The organism is Mesorhizobium sp. M1423, assembly GCF_040317575.1.
In the GTDB taxonomy this organism is placed as follows: domain Bacteria; phylum Pseudomonadota; class Alphaproteobacteria; order Rhizobiales; family Rhizobiaceae; genus Mesorhizobium.
In genome coordinates, this window is sequence record NZ_JAMYKU010000001.1 from 394,865 (window position 1) to 411,053 (window position 16,189).

Annotated in this window: 19 protein-coding genes and 1 pseudogene; 6 read left to right on the plus strand and 14 right to left on the minus strand. The window is 63.5% G+C overall.

Annotation, left to right across the window (positions count from 1 at the left end):
• Positions 1-47: 47 nt before the first annotated feature.
• On the plus strand, positions 48-206 hold the full coding sequence (locus NKG95_RS01995) for a DUF3309 family protein (protein WP_023678456.1): 159 nt from the start codon (positions 48-50) through the stop codon (positions 204-206).
• A 37-nt stretch (positions 207-243) separates the two neighbouring features.
• Here the strand turns inward: NKG95_RS01995 and NKG95_RS02000 are convergent, their stop codons facing one another.
• Positions 244-1,221 carry an SDR family oxidoreductase gene (locus tag NKG95_RS02000; protein WP_353020215.1) on the minus strand — a complete coding sequence of 326 codons (978 nt, stop codon included), beginning with the start codon at positions 1,219-1,221 and terminating at the stop codon, positions 244-246.
• Between the two features lie 94 nt (positions 1,222-1,315).
• On the opposite strand from NKG95_RS02000, the gene NKG95_RS02005 reads away from it, so the two are divergent.
• Positions 1,316-2,227, plus strand: a complete 912-nt coding sequence (locus tag NKG95_RS02005; RefSeq protein WP_353039829.1) for a LysR family transcriptional regulator — start codon at positions 1,316-1,318, stop codon at positions 2,225-2,227.
• Here NKG95_RS02005 and NKG95_RS02010 read toward each other — a convergent pair.
• The 4 genes from NKG95_RS02010 to NKG95_RS02025 form a co-directional block, all read right to left on the minus strand.
• Positions 2,185-3,366 carry an MFS transporter gene (locus NKG95_RS02010; RefSeq protein ID WP_353039831.1) on the minus strand — a complete coding sequence of 394 codons (1,182 nt, stop codon included), beginning with the start codon at positions 3,364-3,366 and terminating at the stop codon, positions 2,185-2,187. The genes NKG95_RS02005 and NKG95_RS02010 overlap by 43 nt on opposite strands.
• A gap of 169 nt (positions 3,367-3,535) precedes the next feature.
• On the minus strand, positions 3,536-3,997 hold the full coding sequence (locus tag NKG95_RS02015; RefSeq protein ID WP_352480892.1) for a cupin domain-containing protein: 462 nt from the start codon (positions 3,995-3,997) through the stop codon (positions 3,536-3,538).
• Between the two features lie 165 nt (positions 3,998-4,162).
• Entirely contained in the window at positions 4,163-4,471 is a 309-nt protein-coding gene (locus tag NKG95_RS02020; RefSeq protein WP_353039832.1) for a DUF1244 domain-containing protein, read from the minus strand.
• Positions 4,472-4,496: 25 nt separating this feature from the next.
• Positions 4,497-5,294, minus strand: a complete 798-nt coding sequence (locus NKG95_RS02025; protein ID WP_353039834.1) for an N-formylglutamate amidohydrolase — start codon at positions 5,292-5,294, stop codon at positions 4,497-4,499.
• A gap of 286 nt (positions 5,295-5,580) precedes the next feature.
• On the opposite strand from NKG95_RS02025, the gene NKG95_RS02030 reads away from it, so the two are divergent.
• The 3 genes from NKG95_RS02030 to NKG95_RS02040 all read left to right on the plus strand — a co-directional run bounded on the left by NKG95_RS02030 (position 5,581) and on the right by NKG95_RS02040 (position 8,722).
• The gene (locus tag NKG95_RS02030) at positions 5,581-6,027 is read left to right on the plus strand and encodes a DUF1036 domain-containing protein (RefSeq protein WP_245278666.1); all 447 of its coding nucleotides are present in this window, start codon (positions 5,581-5,583) and stop codon (positions 6,025-6,027) included.
• Positions 6,024-7,454: a pyruvate kinase gene (gene pyk / locus NKG95_RS02035; RefSeq protein WP_352847151.1), complete on the plus strand. Its 1,431-nt coding sequence runs from the start codon at positions 6,024-6,026 to the stop codon at positions 7,452-7,454. Before NKG95_RS02030 ends, pyk begins: the two co-directional genes overlap by 4 nt.
• A 215-nt stretch (positions 7,455-7,669) precedes the next feature.
• Positions 7,670-8,722, plus strand: a complete 1,053-nt coding sequence (locus NKG95_RS02040; RefSeq protein WP_353039836.1) for an NAD(P)H-dependent flavin oxidoreductase — start codon at positions 7,670-7,672, stop codon at positions 8,720-8,722.
• A 104-nt stretch (positions 8,723-8,826) separates the two neighbouring features.
• Here the strand turns inward: NKG95_RS02040 and NKG95_RS02045 are convergent, their stop codons facing one another.
• On the minus strand, positions 8,827-9,426 hold the full coding sequence (locus tag NKG95_RS02045; RefSeq protein ID WP_023720995.1) for a tetratricopeptide repeat protein: 600 nt from the start codon (positions 9,424-9,426) through the stop codon (positions 8,827-8,829).
• A 95-nt stretch (positions 9,427-9,521) separates the two neighbouring features.
• Positions 9,522-9,647 carry a type B 50S ribosomal protein L36 gene (gene ykgO, locus NKG95_RS02050; protein ID WP_006327841.1) on the minus strand — a complete coding sequence of 42 codons (126 nt, stop codon included), beginning with the start codon at positions 9,645-9,647 and terminating at the stop codon, positions 9,522-9,524.
• Positions 9,648-9,883: 236 nt separating this feature from the next.
• Between ykgO and NKG95_RS02055 the strand changes: the two genes are divergently transcribed.
• Positions 9,884-10,306, plus strand: coding sequence for a lysozyme inhibitor LprI family protein (locus NKG95_RS02055; RefSeq protein ID WP_023720994.1), 423 nt, complete (start codon positions 9,884-9,886; stop codon positions 10,304-10,306).
• 70 nt (positions 10,307-10,376) lie between these two features.
• On the opposite strand, the gene NKG95_RS02060 is transcribed toward NKG95_RS02055, so the two are convergent.
• From NKG95_RS02060 to NKG95_RS02090, 7 genes and pseudogenes are all read right to left on the minus strand, one after another.
• Positions 10,377-11,453, minus strand: coding sequence for a 5-(carboxyamino)imidazole ribonucleotide synthase (locus NKG95_RS02060; protein ID WP_353039838.1), 1,077 nt, complete (start codon positions 11,451-11,453; stop codon positions 10,377-10,379).
• A complete protein-coding gene (gene purE / locus NKG95_RS02065) occupies positions 11,450-11,947 on the minus strand; it encodes a 5-(carboxyamino)imidazole ribonucleotide mutase (protein ID WP_352522817.1) in 498 nt (165 codons plus the stop codon). Before purE ends, NKG95_RS02060 begins: the two co-directional genes overlap by 4 nt.
• A 124-nt stretch (positions 11,948-12,071) precedes the next feature.
• Positions 12,072-12,905, minus strand: a complete 834-nt coding sequence (locus NKG95_RS02070) for an anti-sigma factor family protein (protein WP_353039840.1) — start codon at positions 12,903-12,905, stop codon at positions 12,072-12,074.
• Positions 12,902-13,459 carry a sigma-70 family RNA polymerase sigma factor gene (locus NKG95_RS02075; RefSeq protein ID WP_353039842.1) on the minus strand — a complete coding sequence of 186 codons (558 nt, stop codon included), beginning with the start codon at positions 13,457-13,459 and terminating at the stop codon, positions 12,902-12,904. Before NKG95_RS02075 ends, NKG95_RS02070 begins: the two co-directional genes overlap by 4 nt.
• A 25-nt stretch (positions 13,460-13,484) precedes the next feature.
• The gene (locus NKG95_RS02080; protein WP_352522814.1) at positions 13,485-13,832 is read right to left on the minus strand and encodes a cupredoxin domain-containing protein; all 348 of its coding nucleotides are present in this window, start codon (positions 13,830-13,832) and stop codon (positions 13,485-13,487) included.
• A gap of 11 nt (positions 13,833-13,843) precedes the next feature.
• Positions 13,844-14,792 (minus strand): annotated as a pseudogene (locus tag NKG95_RS02085) (metallophosphoesterase family protein).
• Between the two features lie 176 nt (positions 14,793-14,968).
• Entirely contained in the window at positions 14,969-16,174 is a 1,206-nt protein-coding gene (locus NKG95_RS02090; protein WP_352522812.1) for an aminotransferase class V-fold PLP-dependent enzyme, read from the minus strand.
• Positions 16,175-16,189: the final 15 nt, after the last annotated feature.

Genomic DNA, 16,189 nt, shown 5'->3' on the forward strand with positions numbered 1-16,189 from the left:
CCTTCTGCATTGTTCCGTCATTGCAACCTCAAAGCGAGGATTTTCTGATGACGATAAGCACCATTCTCATCATTATCCTTATTCTTATCCTGATCGGCGCGGTTCCGGCGTGGCCGCATTCGCGGTCCTGGGGTTACGGACCATCCGGCATCGTCGGCGTCATCCTGATCGTTGTCCTGGTGCTGCTGTTGATGGGCCGGATCTGACCGCAATCATTGGTCCCCGACAAGCGGCGGATGACCGTCAGGCCATCCGCCTTTTTTCAGATTGCTTCTGCGCTGCCTTCACCGTGGCGATACCGATGTCTTCAAGCGCTTCCGACACTGCATTTTCCAGCGGCGTGTGGGGGATCGCACCGATAATGCCTTCAAGCCTGCCTGAAACCAGCCGGTGCGGCTCGAAGCGGAGATAGGACATCGAAACGATCTCGCGCCACATTGCCACAAATGGGCTGCCGGCACGCAGCACCCACCACGGCATCGACGTCAGTTTCAACGTGCGCCCGAGCGCCTTCTCAGCGGCCGCCTTGATCTCCAGATCGGTCACCGCATGGCCGGGAAAGTTCAGCGCCTCGTAGGAGCCGAGCTTGTCGAGATTGTCGGCCAGTCCGACGAAAGCCTTGGCCAGGTCGGGCAGATAGGCCCATTCATGCACGAGATCGACCGGCCCTGGGGCGGTATAGACGCCCTTGGTCATCTTGGCGGCAACGACCAGATCGAACCACGATCCGCTGCCGGTGCCGCCGAAGAAGTCACCGGCGCGCAGCAGGATGGTGCGCACCCGACCCGCGTCGGCCTCGCGGCGAAACAGGTCTTCCATGGCAACGCGGATGCGGCCCTTTTCCGTCGTCGGGTGAAACGGCGTGTCTTCGGTGATCACCGCCGGTATCGGCGAGCCGTAGTTGTAAACGGTGCCCGGGAAGAGATGCAGCGCGCCGTTCGCCCAGCAGGCGGCCATGACGTTCTCCGCCATCGGCAGGCACTTGCTCCAGTCGGTGTAGAGCGGGCTCAGGCCGTTGAAAATGATATCAATGCCGTCGGTGGCGCGGATCAGCGCCTCGCGGTCGAGCGCATCGCCGGCGATCGCCGTGGCGCCTTCGAGCTCCGCCGGCACCTTGCCGCTGCGGGTGACAGCGCGGACGTGGTAGCCAGCATCGATGAAGGCCTTGGCCACCGCGCGGCCGAGCCGGCCATTGGCGCCGAGAATTGCGATCTTGGTCATTGTTCGTCTCCGTGTTTGCGTTACGACGCCAATGTGATCTCTTCGCTAACGAATGAAAATTGACCAAAGCTGGCGATCTGATATTCAATTTTGAATGGATATCGACTGGAACCTGATCAAGAGTTTCGTCACGGTGGCGGAGACCGGGAGCCTGTCGGCCGCCGCGCGAAAACTTGCCGCAAGCCAGCCGACACTCGGCCGCCACATCGCCGAGCTGGAGCAGGCGCTCGGCGTCACCTTGTTCCGGCGCGGGCGGCGCGGCTATGCGCTCACGGAAGCGGGCAGCACGCTTTTTGAACGGGGCCGCGCGGTGAGCGAGCAGGCGAGCGCATTTTCGCTGCTGGCCCTGGGATCGGTCGAAGCGATCGAGGGCACGGTGCGCATTGCCGCCAGCGAGGTGGTGGCGGCCTATGTGCTACCCGAGATGACGGCGCGGATCGCCGTCGAGGAACCCGGCATCGAGGTTGAGATCGTCGCTTCGAACCAGGTCGAGAATCTGCTGCGTCGCGACGCCGACATTGCCATCCGCATGGTCAAGCCGGCGCAGAATGAACTGGTCGCGCGCAAGGTGACCGACATTCCGCTCCGCGCCTGCGCGGCAAAATCCTATCTCGACCGGCGTGGCCGTCCGCGCGAGGCCCGCGATCTTGCCGAGCACGATCTGGTCGGCTTTGACCGGAGCGATGAAATCATTCGCGGCTTTGCCCAATTCGGGGTTCCGCTCAACCGCAATGCCTTCCGCTTCAGGACCGACAACCACATAGTTTTGTGGGAGGCACTGCGGGCGGGAAACGGCATCGGCTTTGGCCAGGAGCCGCTGGCAGATCGCGATGCGCTGCTGGAGACAGTGCTGCCGGGGCTCCCGCTGCCGACGCTGCCGGTGTGGCTGGCCATGCACCGCGACGTGCGTACCAGCGTCCGCATCCGCCGCGTCGCGGATTTCCTCTACGAACAGTTCAAGCGCTATTCAGCCGGTGCAGGCTCGGCAGCAAATTCGGCGCGATGAGCGAGCCCGGCCATCAACAGCACGACTATCAGCAACCCGGACAGAGCGACGAAGATCGGGCCGAAGCTCGAGTGTTCGGCGATGAAGCCGATCGCCGAAGGCGCCACCAGGATGCCTGAGTAACCCATTGTGGTGACGACGCTCATGCCGGTGCCGGGCGCCATGCCCTCCTGGTTGCCGCCGGCCGAAAAGATGATCGGCACCATATTGGCAATACCCAGGCCGCAAAAGGCAAAGGCGGCAATGGCCAGCCACGGCGAGGGAGCCAGCCCGGCCACCAGCATGCCGGCTGCAGCGGCAAGCGCCGACGCGCGCAGCGTCGTAACGGCACCGAAACGGTTGCGGACGCCATCGCCGAGAAAGCGCATGACGGCCATGACGCCGGAAAAGGCGGCATAGGCCAGGCCTGCGATAGCAAGATCGGCGCCGAGCTCCTGCCTGAGATACAGCGCTGCCCAGTCGAGCACCGCGCCTTCGGAGATCATCGTCAGCAGCGCCATCAGCCCGACCAGATAGACAAGCGGGTTTGCCGGCAGGGCGAATTTGTGATGCTCGGCGACCGGATGCTTGTCCTCGGCGATCAGGTAGCGGATCGCTACCGCGATGACAGCAAAGGCGAGCGCCGTCACCATCGTCGCATGCGCGAGATGACCATAGTTCTGGATGGCGAAACCGCCCAAAGCGCCGCCTGCGAAACCGCCAAGGCTCCAGAAACCGTGCGAGGACGACATGATGGCGCGGGACAGCCGCCGTTCCACCGCCACCGCATTGGCATTCATGGCGACGTCCATGCCGCCGATCGAACCGCCGAAGATGAACATGGCGATGGCCGCCAGGGGCACATTGGGGGCCAGAGCCACCATCAAAAGACCGAAGCTGCCGGCAAGTCCGAACCAGCGCAGCACGGTGCGCGAGCCATGCTTCGAGATCAGATGGCCGCACCAGGTCATGGCGGTGACGGCGCCGGCGCCGAACAACAGGATCAGCAGGCCGAGCGTGAATTTGCTGATGTCCAGCCGGGTCAGGAACACCGGGATCTGCGGCGCCCAGCTGCCGGTCAGGAAGCCGTTGGCGAGGAAGATGCCGGCCACGGCCCAGCGTCCACGAATCGCGAGTTGCGTGATTTTCTGCGCGTCCATCGGGTAGAATCCGGTCCGGAAATGGCTTTGCGCGGCAAATTAGATCGATTCAATTCACAGTCAAGCGCTCTTCGCCGAAAGTGCTTGGACCAGACGGCGCCACAAGGCGCCGGTGGACGCTACGTCCTCTCGTGTCGGCCAACCACCTCGGTGGTCCACTCCAAAATCTCTACGGCTCGGGATAAGGCGCGCCATCCTTGTGCACAAACCGGCCGTCGGCGTTGGTGCTCATCATGTCGATGTCGGAGCAGGTGGTTACGTCGGCGGGCCAACGCGAACCAACTTCGAGATAGATCGCAACTGCGCCCGATTTGTTGATCATGTGATGGCCGTTGCCGGAGCCTTTCGGAAAGGCCGCGCAATCACCCGCGCGCAGCACCGTCTCGCCGGCATCTTCGACGAGCGTCAGCTCGCCTTCGAGCACGTAGACGAACTCGTCTTCGTGCGAATGCCAGTGGCGCTGGCTCGACCAGTTGCCCGGCGGCAGGCGCATGAGATTGATGCCGAAGTCGGTGAGCCCGCCGGCGTTGCCCAGCCGCTGCCGCACGCGTTCGGCACAGGGTGCATCGAACGGAGGTGGATAGGATGAGCCCTTGCGTCCGGGTACGTCGGCGACGTCGATCTTAGGCACGGCAGTCCTCCCATTTGGGGCAAAAACCATTCGTGAAGGTCGTTCAGTGCGATGGATTGTGACCCTGGAACGGTTCATCGTTTCACGGAAACGCCGAACCGTTCCATCCTTTTGTCTTGACGCAATTCCGGACGGAAAACCGTTCACACTTTTCCTGGAATTGCTCTAGTGGTCCCTGGGGCGTCTTGCCTCGAACTCGGCCTTCTTGGCATCGGAGGCCTCGATCTGGTTCAGTGCCTGCCACTCGGCATAGGCCATGCCGTAGATGATCTCGCGCGACTGGTCCTTGCTGAGTTCGACACCCTCGGCTTGCGCCGCATCGCGGTACCAGTTGGACAGGCAGTTGCGGCAGAAGCCGGCGAGGTTCATCAGGTCGATGTTCTGCACGTCGGAACGCTCGCGCAGATGCGCGACCAGCCGGCGGAAGGCAGCGGCTTCGAAATCGCGCTTTTGTACGTCGCTGAGTTCGGGCATGGCTTGTTGGCCTCCTTGGCCTCCATCATGCCGGCCCGGTGCGCGAGCCGAATATTTTCACTGCATGTATATCGGCACGTCGATCTATCGCGTCAACGATCGGCGCCAGCCGTTCGGCCCAGGCGAGCGCACCCTTCCGGTCGGCGATCAGGTCCTGGCGGATCTCGATAAGCGCATGGGCAAAGCCGTTGACGATAGCGTGCCTGAACATGGTATCGCCGCGCAGTGCGCCGTCATAGGGTTCGTTGTCGCCGACGACGAGGCTCTTGTCCTCGGCGAGCATGTCGATCAGCGGCCGCGCAACGCGATCGTCGAGATCCCATAATATGCCGACATGCCACGGCCGCACGAAGCCCTGCATGGTCGGTGTGAAGGAATGCACCGAAAAAATGAAGGGCGCCTGCGCCGACGCTTGCGCCACCGAGGCGATCATGGCGCCGGCGGCGTCATGATAGGGGCGGTAAAAGCGATCCAGCCGTCTTTCGCGTTCCTCCGGCGCCATGGGATAATTTCCCGGGATGACGGTGCCGTCATAGAGCTGGCGAATCAGCGTTGGATCGTCCTCGCCGCGATTGGGGTCGATCAGCAGTCGCGAAAAATTGGCAAGCACCGCCGGAACGCCGAGCAGACTTGCGAGTTCGCGGGTTACAGTCTCGACGCCGATGTCGTAGGCGATGTGGCGGTCAAACTCCGCCGCGGGCAGGCCGAGGCTGCCATACTCCTCCGGCAGGTCGCGGCGGGCGTGATCGGCCAAAAGCACCATGCCGCGCTTGCGATCGCCTTCGACGATGTCGAAAGGCGCGAAAACTGTGGATCGGGTCATTGGCGGGAAAGGTCTGTTCGCTGGCTTCCGGGGAGGGTGGTATCGTCATTCCACGAAGAGAACGCTCGCGCAATGCCGTTGTTTGGCCACGGTTTCTGCCAAAAAACTGAGCAGGGGCGACCGTAAGCGCGTCAGAGCCTTCTAAATCGATTGGAATTGGATAGATCGGCGCGTTGACATGCGTACGGACTTTTCCGAAAAGGGGCGTTGAGAGATGCAAATGTGGTTCTTGAGGGGTTTCAGGATGGGTTTCGCCGGCAGGCTGCGTGTGCGCCATGCCTTGGCCATGCCGCTCCTGATACCGGCCATGGGCCTTTTTGTGGTGATTTCGGCCTCGCCGGCACGCGCCGATTTCCGCGTCTGCAATGCCACGCAGAACCTGGTCGGCGTCGGCATCGGCTATCGCGCCAAAGCCGGCTGGATCACCGAAGGCTGGTGGCACATCGAAGGATCGAGCTGCAAGACGCTGATCGAGGGACCGTTGTCATCAAGGTTTTACTATCTTTATGCAGAAGACGCCGAGCGCGGCGGACGCTGGGATGGCCCGATCAACATGTGCGTGGCCGAAAAAGAGTTCAAGATCGCCGGCGTTACCGATTGCGTCGCCCGAGGCTTTCAGCGCGCCGGATTCCAGGAATATGACACGGGCGAGCAGGCAAGCTGGATGGTCCAGCTGACTGACGAGCCCGCAACGGATGGCGCTCCAGCCGCCCCGGGAACAAACAGTCAATGAGACGCAGCCGCAAGGTCAAGATCCTCGCCACCATCGGTCCGGCCTCCTCGTCCGAGGAGATGCTGAAGAAGCTGTTCGAAGCTGGCGCCGACGTGTTCCGCATCAATATGAGCCATACCGATCATGAATTGATGCGGACGCTCGTCGGCCGCATTCGTGCCGTCGAGGAGGCGGTCGGCCGGCCAATCGGCGTTCTCGCCGACCTGCAAGGGCCAAAGCTGCGCGTCGGCAAATTCGCCAACGGCAAAGAGGTGCTGACCGTCGGCCAGACCTTCACGCTCGACGACAATCCCGAGCCCGGCAATTCGACGAGGGTCTACCTGCCGCATCCCGAAATCCTGCGTTCGGTCGAGGCTGGTCATCGCCTGCTGATCGACGACGGCAAGCTCGAGCTCAAGGCGGTCAGCAGCAACGGCAAGGCGATCGTCTGCACCGTCGTGGCCGGCACGACCATTTCCGACAAGAAGGGCGTCAGCCTGCCCGACACCGATCTTCCGGTCGGCGCGCTGACAGAAAAGGACCGCCGGGATCTCGACGCGGTTCTGGCGACCGGCGTCGACTGGGTGGCGCTGTCCTTCGTGCAGCGGCCCGAGGACTTGGCCGAGGCACGCAAGATCGCACGCGGCCGGGCGCTGATCATGGCCAAGATCGAAAAGCCGCAGGCCGTCGCCCGGCTGGCCGAGATCATTGAACTTTCGGATGCGCTGATGGTTGCCCGCGGCGATCTCGGCGTCGAGATGCCGCTCGAAGCCGTGCCTGGCATCCAGAAGCAGATCACTCGCGCCGCGCGCCGTGCCGGCAAGCCGGTGGTGGTCGCCACGCAGATGCTGGAATCGATGATCACCGCGCCGGTGCCGACACGCGCCGAGGTGTCGGACGTTTCGATCGCCGTGTTTGAAGGCGCCGACGCGATAATGCTTTCGGCGGAGTCCGCCGCCGGCGCCTATCCGGTCGAGGCGGTGGCGATGATGAACCGGATCGCCACCAAGGTCGAAACCGACCCGACCTATGCCGGCATCATCAACGCGCAGCGCTCGGAACCGGAAGCGACGGGAGCCGACGCCATCTCGCTCGCCGCCCGCGAAATAGCCGAGACGCTTAAGCTGTCGGCGATCATCACCTATACCGCGTCCGGCACAACCGGCTTGCGCGCCGCGCGCGAGCGGCCGCAAGTGCCGATCGTGGCGCTGTCGCCGATCCTCAACACGGCGCGGCGGCTGTCGCTGCTGTGGGGCACGCATTGCGTCGTTTCTCCCGATGCCATCGACCTCGACGACATGGTCGATCGCGCCTGCCGCATCGCTTTGGACGAAGGCTTCGGCAAGCCCGGCGACCGCGTCATCATCACGGCCGGCGTGCCGCTGAGGACGCCGGGCTCGACCAACATGCTGCGCATCGCCTATGTCGGATCGGAAGTCGGCCGCTAATGTCGGCTGCGGCTGCCGGATGGGCCGGCTGCATGGCGCGTCGTAAACGCGGCGCCAGCCCGGCGCATCGACCGCAGTCGGGTTAGGATCGACGCCGAACTCCGCCAGCTTGCATCAGCCTGTGGCCGGCCGTGAAGCGGTTCGAAGGCCCTATCCGACTTGAGCTGGAAGTCAGTTAAGGTAATCTCTCCTGGGAGAAAGAGGAGGGTGATCCAATGTGGATGCGCACTGATCTTCTGGAACTCCTCGGCATTGAACACCCGATAATCCAGGCGCCGATGAGCGGCATCACCACGCCGGAACTCGCGGCGGCAGTCAGCAATGCCGGGGCGCTTGGCTCGCTCGGATGCGGCATTCTGCCTGCGGCGGCTATCCGCGAGCAGCTCACGGCGACACAGCACGCCACCAATCGTCCGATCAACGTCAACTTCTTTGCGCACCCGGCGCCGGCACGCGATGATGCGGCAGCTCAAAGTATGCGAGACCGCCTTCGCGGCTGCTATGAGGAGGTCGGCCTCGGACCGGTGCCCGAGCCGGGCGAACCCTTCCCCACCTTCGATCGTCAGCGTCTCGAAATTGTGCTCGAGCTTCGCCCGAAGGTGGTCAGCTTCCACTTCGGCCTACCCGACACCGCAATTGTGCAGCAGTTGAAAGCCGGCGGCTGTATTGTCCTGTGTTCGGCTACCACCGTCTCGGAAGCGCGCCAGCTTGAGGCAGGAGGGGTGGACGCCATTATCGCGCAGGGATACGAGGCGGGTGGGCATCGCGGCACATTCACTGGCGACCCTGCTATCGGCACAGCCGGCACTATGGCCCTCGTACCACAGATTGTTGATGCCGTGCGGGTGCCTGTAATTGCTGCCGGCGGTATCTTCGACGGTCGCGGCATTGCTGCCAGCTTTGCACTTGGTGCATCTGGTGTGCAGATCGGCACGGCTTTCCTGGCCTGTCCTGAAGCCAATGTGCAGCCAGTCTATCGCGTAGCATTGCGCTCGGCCAACGACGAGAGCACGTCGGTGACTCGCTGCTTCACTGGCCGCCCAGCGCGCGTGGTGCGCAACCGGTTTGTGATGGAAATGGCTGGTGAGGAAGATGCTGCGCTGGCGTTTCCGCTACAGGCGAGTCTGGTCATGCCGCTTTCAATGGCAAAGGATGAAAGCAAGCGGGCTGACTTCTTGCCTATTTGGGCCGGGCAGGGCGTTGCGAAGCTGCGGGAGATGCCGGCCGCCGCCCTTGTGGAGAAACTCGTCACGGAGCAAGCGGCATAGATCGGGCCGATAGGGGAGTAGGGGAGTAGGGGAGTAGGGGATGTGTTCCGGAGTGCATCTACACCACTCACATACTGCCTTACTCCCCTATTCCCTTACTGGTCTCAAATGCCTTCGCCGGCAAGCTCTTCGGAAAGTGCGGCGACCTGGTCCTGGGCGCTGCGCATCATCGGATAGATGCCGAGAACGCGCTGCCAGGCCTCGAGCGCCGACTGCTTGTGGCCGGTTTCGGCCATGATCTGGGCCAGGCCGGAAAGCGCGCCGAAATGGCGTGGTTCGAGCTGCAGGGTACGGTCGATGTCCGACATCGACTTCCCGTAGTTCTTCATCATGAAATGAACCGTGGCGCGCCGGTTCCAGCCTTCCGCATAGGTCGGCTGCAGGGTTACCACCTGATCGAGGAAATCGAGCGCAACATCGAATTTCTGGTTTTCAGTCGCCTTTTGCGACCATTGCATCATCAGGTCGATCGAGGCACTGCCCGACTGGGACCACTCGCTGCCGATGCGCCCGGCGATGCGCTCGGCCGCCTTTTCGTTGCGTTCGCGCTTGAGATCGGCAAACAGCTGATCGAGCCGCGCCTGTTTCGTCATCACAACCGGAGGTGCTGTCGGCCGATTTGCTGTCGGATCTTCAGCCCACGCCGGCAGCGAGACAGCGCTGGAAACGAAGAAAGCCGTGAAAAATGCAAAAAGAATCCGCATCGCGGGAATCTAGCCCCCGACGCCGGATCGTCAAACTGAATTTAGCGTGAGAGGCGTATCATGCGCACGGAGGCACGCAGCCTCCGGTCAAAAACTCAACCCTGGCGCGCCTTGTAGCGCGGAGCGGTCTTGTTGATGATGTAGACGCGGCCCTTGCGACGAACCAGCTGGTTGTCGCGGTGACGCGCCTTCAACGCCTTGAGCGAATTCTTGATCTTCATGGTCTTGCCCGTCGGTCTGGGCCCGGTCCCGGGCCGAACTATTAAGGCGCGCCCACAGACGCGCCTTTGAACTGTGCGTGGCTCATAGACGAGGAGCCTTGCCCGTGTCAACCGCAAGCGCGTTGCCTAAACGATACGGACCGTTTCGTATCATCGAAATACCCGCCAACGGCGCCTTGCGGCATTGCGCGGGCTTGAGACGGCTGGAATGATGCGGTTGCGAATTGGAGATCATCATGCGCCGAATTCTTGTGTCCGCCTGTCTTGCCGTCCTTGCGGCAGGTTCTGTTGCCCATGCGCAGGAATGCGACCGCAACGACGACAGCCAGCAGATGATGAACATCTGCGCCGACGCGGACTACAAATCCGCCGACGCCAAACTCAACAAGGCCTACCAAGAGCTCATCAGCGCAAGCGATGCAAAAGCCAGGAAGCTGTTGCAGACGGCGCAGCGCGCGTGGATCGCCTTTCGCGACGCGGAATGCAGCTATTCCGCCGCGGACAGCGAAGGCGGCTCCATCTATCCGATGCTGATATCGGAATGCCTGACGCGGCTGACCGACGACCGCACCAAACAGCTCACCGCCGATTCGACCTGCGCGGAAGGCGATGTGAGCTGCGCCAGCCCCGACGAGGACGAGAGCGGCGACATCCAGTAAGCGTAGGTTCTAACTTTTGTTTGAGCATGATCGTTCCCGAAAACCGGATTCCACTTTTCGGGATCATGCTCTAGCTGCGGCGGCTCACGCGCGTGAAATGGCCCATCTTGCGGCCGGGCCGTGCCTCGGCCTTGCCATAGAGGTGCAGCATCAGATCGGGCTCGGCGAGAAGTTCAGGAACGCGCCGGATGTCGTCGCCGATCAGGTTTTCCATGACGCAGTCGAACTGCCGTGCGGGATTTCCCAGCGGCAGGCCGGCGACGGCGCGGATGTGCTGCTCGAATTGCGAGATGGTGCAGGCGGCCTCCGTCCAGTGGCCGGAATTGTGGACGCGCGGCGCAATCTCGTTGGCCAGCAGCGAACCGTCGGCCAGGACAAAGAATTCGACGCCGATGACGCCGACATAGTCGAGCGCTGCAAGTATCTCGGCCGCCGCCGTTTGAGCCGCAGCCGCCGTGTCGGACTTCACCCCGGCCGGCAGCGTCGAACTGTGAAGAATACCGTTGCGATGGACATTCCAGGCCGGATCGTAGGCGGCGAGCGAACCGTCGATGCCGCGCGCGGCGATCACCGAAATCTCGCGCTCGAAGGCGACGAATGATTCCAGGATCAACGGCACGTTGCCCATCGCCTCGCAGGTGCCGGCAAAGCCGCCTGCTTCCATGTTGCGGAAGACACGCTGGCCCTTGCCGTCATAGCCCATCCGCCGCGTCTTCAATATCCCGCTGCCGTTGAACTTTTTCAGCGCAGCCGTCAGTTCGTCGTCATTGTCGACAGGACTGAAATCTGCGGTCGGTATGCCGATGCCGTTGAGGAATTTCTTTTCCGCCAGCCGGTCCTGCGCCACTTCCAGCGCGCGTGCCGGCGGATAGACCGGAACCGTGGCGGCAAGTGCCGCGGCGGCAGAAACCGGAACGTTCTCGAATTCATAAGTAACGACGGCACTGGCCGCAGCCAGCTCGCCGAGCGCGGCCGCGTCGTCATAGGCGGCGACGATCTGCCGGTTGGCGACCTGTGCCGCCGGGCAATCCGGCTGCGGCTCCAGCACGACGATGCGGTAGCCGAGGCGGGCCGCGGCCATCGCCAGCATGCGGCCGAGCTGGCCGCCGCCAATGATGCCGATGGTCGATCCGGAGGGCAGGCTCACGGCGTGTCCGTGGGCTCTGCGGCCACCTTGGCGGTCTGCGCGGCGCGCCAGCTATCCAGCCGGGCGGCAAGCTTTTCGTCGCTCAGCGCCAGCACCGCGGCGGCCAGAAGGGCGGCGTTGGCAGCGCCGGCCTTGCCGATGGCCAAAGTGCCGACCGGAATGCCGGCCGGCATCTGAACGATGGAAAGCAGCGAATCCTGGCCGGACAGCGTCTTCGATTCCACCGGCACGCCGAACACCGGCAGCGGCGTCATCGCCGCCGTCATGCCGGGCAGATGAGCTGCGCCGCCGGCGCCGGCGATGATCACCTTGTAGCCGGCCGCCTTGGCGCCCTTGGCGAAGTCATAGAGCCGGTCGGGAGTGCGGTGGGCCGAGACGATCAGCCGCTTGTGCGGAATGCCAAGCGCCTCCAGCGTCTCGGCGGCGTGGCGCATCGTCGCCCAGTCGGACTGGCTGCCCATGATGATGGCGACGTCGGCGCGGTGATCGTCCAAGCTTATGCTCCCCGGCGGCAAAGGCGCGCATTAGCGGAATTCGAGCGGAGCCGCAAGGATGGCCAGAGATGGCGAGCCGCCTATGCCGGTTCCTGTCGCACGCAAATGCATACGGCCGATCGTTTCACCGGGCGGCCGCCGTTCGAAAGCGATTGACGAAGTCGTCGAGTTCGGGCCGTTCCGTATCGGAAATCGCCCAGTAGGAAAAGGCGCTGTCGCTCCAGTGCACCAGCGAGAAGCCACCAGCCGAAAGATCGACCGGCACGGTCGTCGAACCTGTGTCCTCCGGAGCGGCGACGAGGGTGATCAGGTGCTCGCGGTGCCGGTAGACCAGCGCCGGCACCGGCCGGTCGGCGATCACCTCGACCCGGCCACCGAGCAATGTGAAACCGTCATTCGCAAGATCAGGCGCCGGGGGCGACAGGCCGACCCTGGCATCGAGCCAGGGTTTGACGGTATGCCGGTCGGACGAGACGACGTCCACCGGGCTGGCGGCCAGCAGGCTGCGGCGATGGCCGCTCGCGACCGCGGCGGCAAAGCTGTCGGGCGCCCGGCTGAGCATCACCCATTGCGTCGCGCCGCTGGCCAGCACGGCGGTGACGACGATCGATGCCGCCAGCGCGCGCCAGTCGAACGCGCCAAAACGGCGCATTGCCCGGCGCGCCGGCAGCATCGGACCGTCGCGCGCGGGCGTCGACACCACTTTCGTTGTATCGGCTGTCCCGATAGCCGCAATGCGAGCCTTGAAATCGTCACGGACATCGGGCCTCGGCAGCCCGCCAACAGCGGTCTGCAGCGCTAAGGTGCGGGCATGCTCGGCGGCGAGCGCCGCATCGGCGGCGATGCGCCGCTCGACGGCCAATGCCGCCGCTGCGTCGAGTTCGCCATCGACCAAAGCGTGGATCATCAGCTTCATGCCCGCCGGGTCTTCGGGCAATCCATCGTTGTGCGCGCTCATGGCGCCCTCCCAAGTTGGGACATCAGCAGGCCGCGCGCTCTTGCTAGCCGCGACATCACCGTGCCCAGCGGCACGCCAAGCAGTGTCGCGATCTCGCGATAGCTGAGGCCGTTGATGTCGCGCAGCACCAAGGCCTCGCGAAATTGCTGCGGCAGCGCGGCGATTGCCGCCTCGAGTGCCGCCGTGTCGGCCTTGGCGATCAGGCTTGCCTCCGGACTGTTCGGGTCTGTCAGGGCGTTGTCGCGCATGGCCACATCTTCCAGATCATTGAGATCGCCGACAGCGACGACACTTCGCGGCCGGTTGCGCGCCAGCCAGGAATAAGAAGCGTTGCGCACGATCGCCAGCAACCAGGCGCGGGCATTGCCGCCAGCATAGGTGGCCATGCCGGCATGCGCCTTCAGGCAGGCGTCCTGAACAACATCCTCGGCGTCGGCGGTGTTGCCGGTCAGCCAGCGGGCAAGCGAAAGCGCATCCGCGAGATGGGGCAGAACCACCTCGCGGAAGCGCTCGGCCGCGGCCTTGTCGTTCAACACCGTCGCATCGCCCGGCATCCCGGGCAGGACCTTCCGAACATCCTCACGGAGCGACGGTGATCCTGCCCTGCATGTGCGGGTGCAGCCCGCAGAAATAAGCATAGTCGCCCGCTTTGGTGAAGGTGAGGGCATATGTATCACCGGTGTCAAGCGCCTTGGAGCGAAACGAGCCATCGTTGGCGACCACCAGATGCGGGATGTCGTCATCGTTTTGGAAAGTCACGACGGTACCCGGCTTCACCGTCAGCACGGCCGGCGTGAAGGCGAAGTTCTCGATCTTGACCATTGGCTCGTCAGCGGCCTTCAGCGGCGCGGAAGCAATCGCCAGGATGGCAGCCAAACTGAATGCGACAGGAAATCCGACGAAGAGGCGGGTCGGGAAGCGGATCATCGCATTTCCTCTCAGGCCAGCGTGCGGTCGATGATGGCGAGGTCCTGCCCGCCTTGCTTGACCGTCACGCTACTGGTGCCGAGCAGACCGCGCAGCTGGCCGGCGGGCACGGTCATCGGCCCGGGTGAGGCGGCGGTGCCTGGCGCCGGTTGCGGGAAAGCGGTAGAACGCGCGGTGTGGAAGGTGACGTTGCCTTCGACCTTCTGCATGATCTGGTGGATATGGCCGTTGAGCACGGTCACCGAGCCGAAGCGCTTGAGCAGAGCCAAAGCCTGAGCCGCGTCGTCGGTGCCCCAGCCCCATTCGGGATAGACAGCCCACAGCGGGATGTGGGCAAAAACGACGATCGGCGTCGAGGCGCTGACCGCCTTCAGATCATCGACCAGCCATGCCAGCTGGTCAGCACCGAGATTGCCGAGCCCGCCGGCCTTCAGGTTGACGACGTTGACCAGCCCGATGAAATGGGACGCCGTTCTGGTCGAACGAATACCAGCCGGCACCCTTGGTGCCCTTGCCGTAACGCTCGAGATAGGCCTGGCCGTTGCCGTCATCGATCAGGTCGTGCTCGCCCGGCACATAATGCACGTCGAAGCCTGCGCCGCCGATGATCTGGGCAGCGTTGTCGAACTGTGCGGCCTTCGACAGATGGGTGATGTCGCCTGTGTGGATCATGAAGGCGGGCTTTTGCGGCAGCGCCTGGATCTTGCCCATCGCCTCCTTCAGCGTATCAATGGCGTGCGGGTTGGCGGCCTTGTCGAAGCCGATGTGGCTGTCCGAGATCTGGAGGAAGGTGAAACCGGTGGCCATTGCCTCGGCGGCTTCCGCCGCGCCGAGCAGGCTGAGCGAAACCGGCACGCCGGCCGAAATCGTCCAAAGCACTCCCGTGCCGGCCCAGATCATGCATTCCAGTGCGTGACGGCGGCTGATGCCGTCAGCTTCATTGTCGTGGTGGTGGTTCATACCGGTCTCCTGCAACGCCGGGAATGGCGTATGCTTGGGAGACCAATGGGCGGGGTGGTTTATTCCCGCCCGAAGACAAAGCGGTCATTCACAGTGCCGTGATGGCGCAGTGGGGCGGTTGGCGAAGCCAGGCTCGAAAAGCACGGTTCGTCCATCGACTGGCTTCAGCGTTGTGACTAATCAGGCCAGCGCAAGGCGCCGGCGGACTGCTTGCGAACGGACTTCATTGCATTGGCGGGACGATCAGCTGCGCTCAACACCGCCCGCAGGCGTTCGGCGACGGTCTCCGCCTCGCCAGGGTGGAGATTGCACGGGTCGAGGAAGAAGTGGCCGCGCTCGACCTCGTGGTTGCGAACGATAATGGGGGGCGAACCCGCCGCCAGCGCAGAGGCAAGACCGGCGGCGGTGAACCGGCTTTCGGGCGCAACGAATATCTGCAGCCGGTCGAGAGGATTTCCGGTCGGATCGGGAATGATATGTGCTGCGATGCCCGGAAGGTCCTGCAATGCGGCTTGCCACAGCTGCAGTGCGGCTTCTTCCCGCTGGCGGATGCCGGCATGGTCTCGCCGCTCCCAGGCTTCCAGGGCCGCCATGGTGCCGGCAATGCTCTCCTTGCCGACCTTCATGGCGCGCGCAACGCCCCGGTTCTGGAGATAGGCGGCCCGCACCAGATCCTTGCGGCCCGCAATGATGCCGCTTGTCGGCCCTGAGAGAAATTTGTGCCCGCTATAGACGACAATGTCGGCGCCGCGCGCCAGAAAGCCGCGCAAATCGTATTCCGAGGCGGCGTCGACGATCACTGGCACGCCCTTGGCGTGGCAGATCTCGCAGAACTCTTCGAGCGAGAGCATGCCGTATTGCACGGTATGATGCGCAACGACGTAGAGGGCTGCCGCCGTTCGGTCCCGGATCGCTTCGCCTACATGATAATCCTGAGTGACGCTGACCGTGCCGGCAGGCACTGCCTTGGCTCCGGCAAGCCGGATCGACTGGTCGATCGGCGCGCCATAATTGACGATGTGGCCAAGCTGAACGATGACCTCCGATTTGAGGCCCTCGGTGTCGTCCGGCAGCCGCTCGATGGCGAGAAGGTTGGTACCCGTCATCGCGCCGGCAATCGCCATGGTTATACCGCTGGCGCAGCATGCGGTGATGAAGCCGGCCTCGCCGCCGGTGAGGCGTGCAATCACGGTGCTTGCGGCGCGCTGCAGATCGTCCATTTCTACCCATTGCGAGGCCATTTCCGACATTGCGGCAATCGCTTCGGGGACAATGATTGAGGCGCCGAGCGCCGTCATCGTGCCGGAAACATTGATGATCGGACGAAGGCCGAGCCGTTCGCGGATTGTCGTGTTGGAACGGTCAGCGGCATAGGTCGTCATCTCGGTAGATCCTAT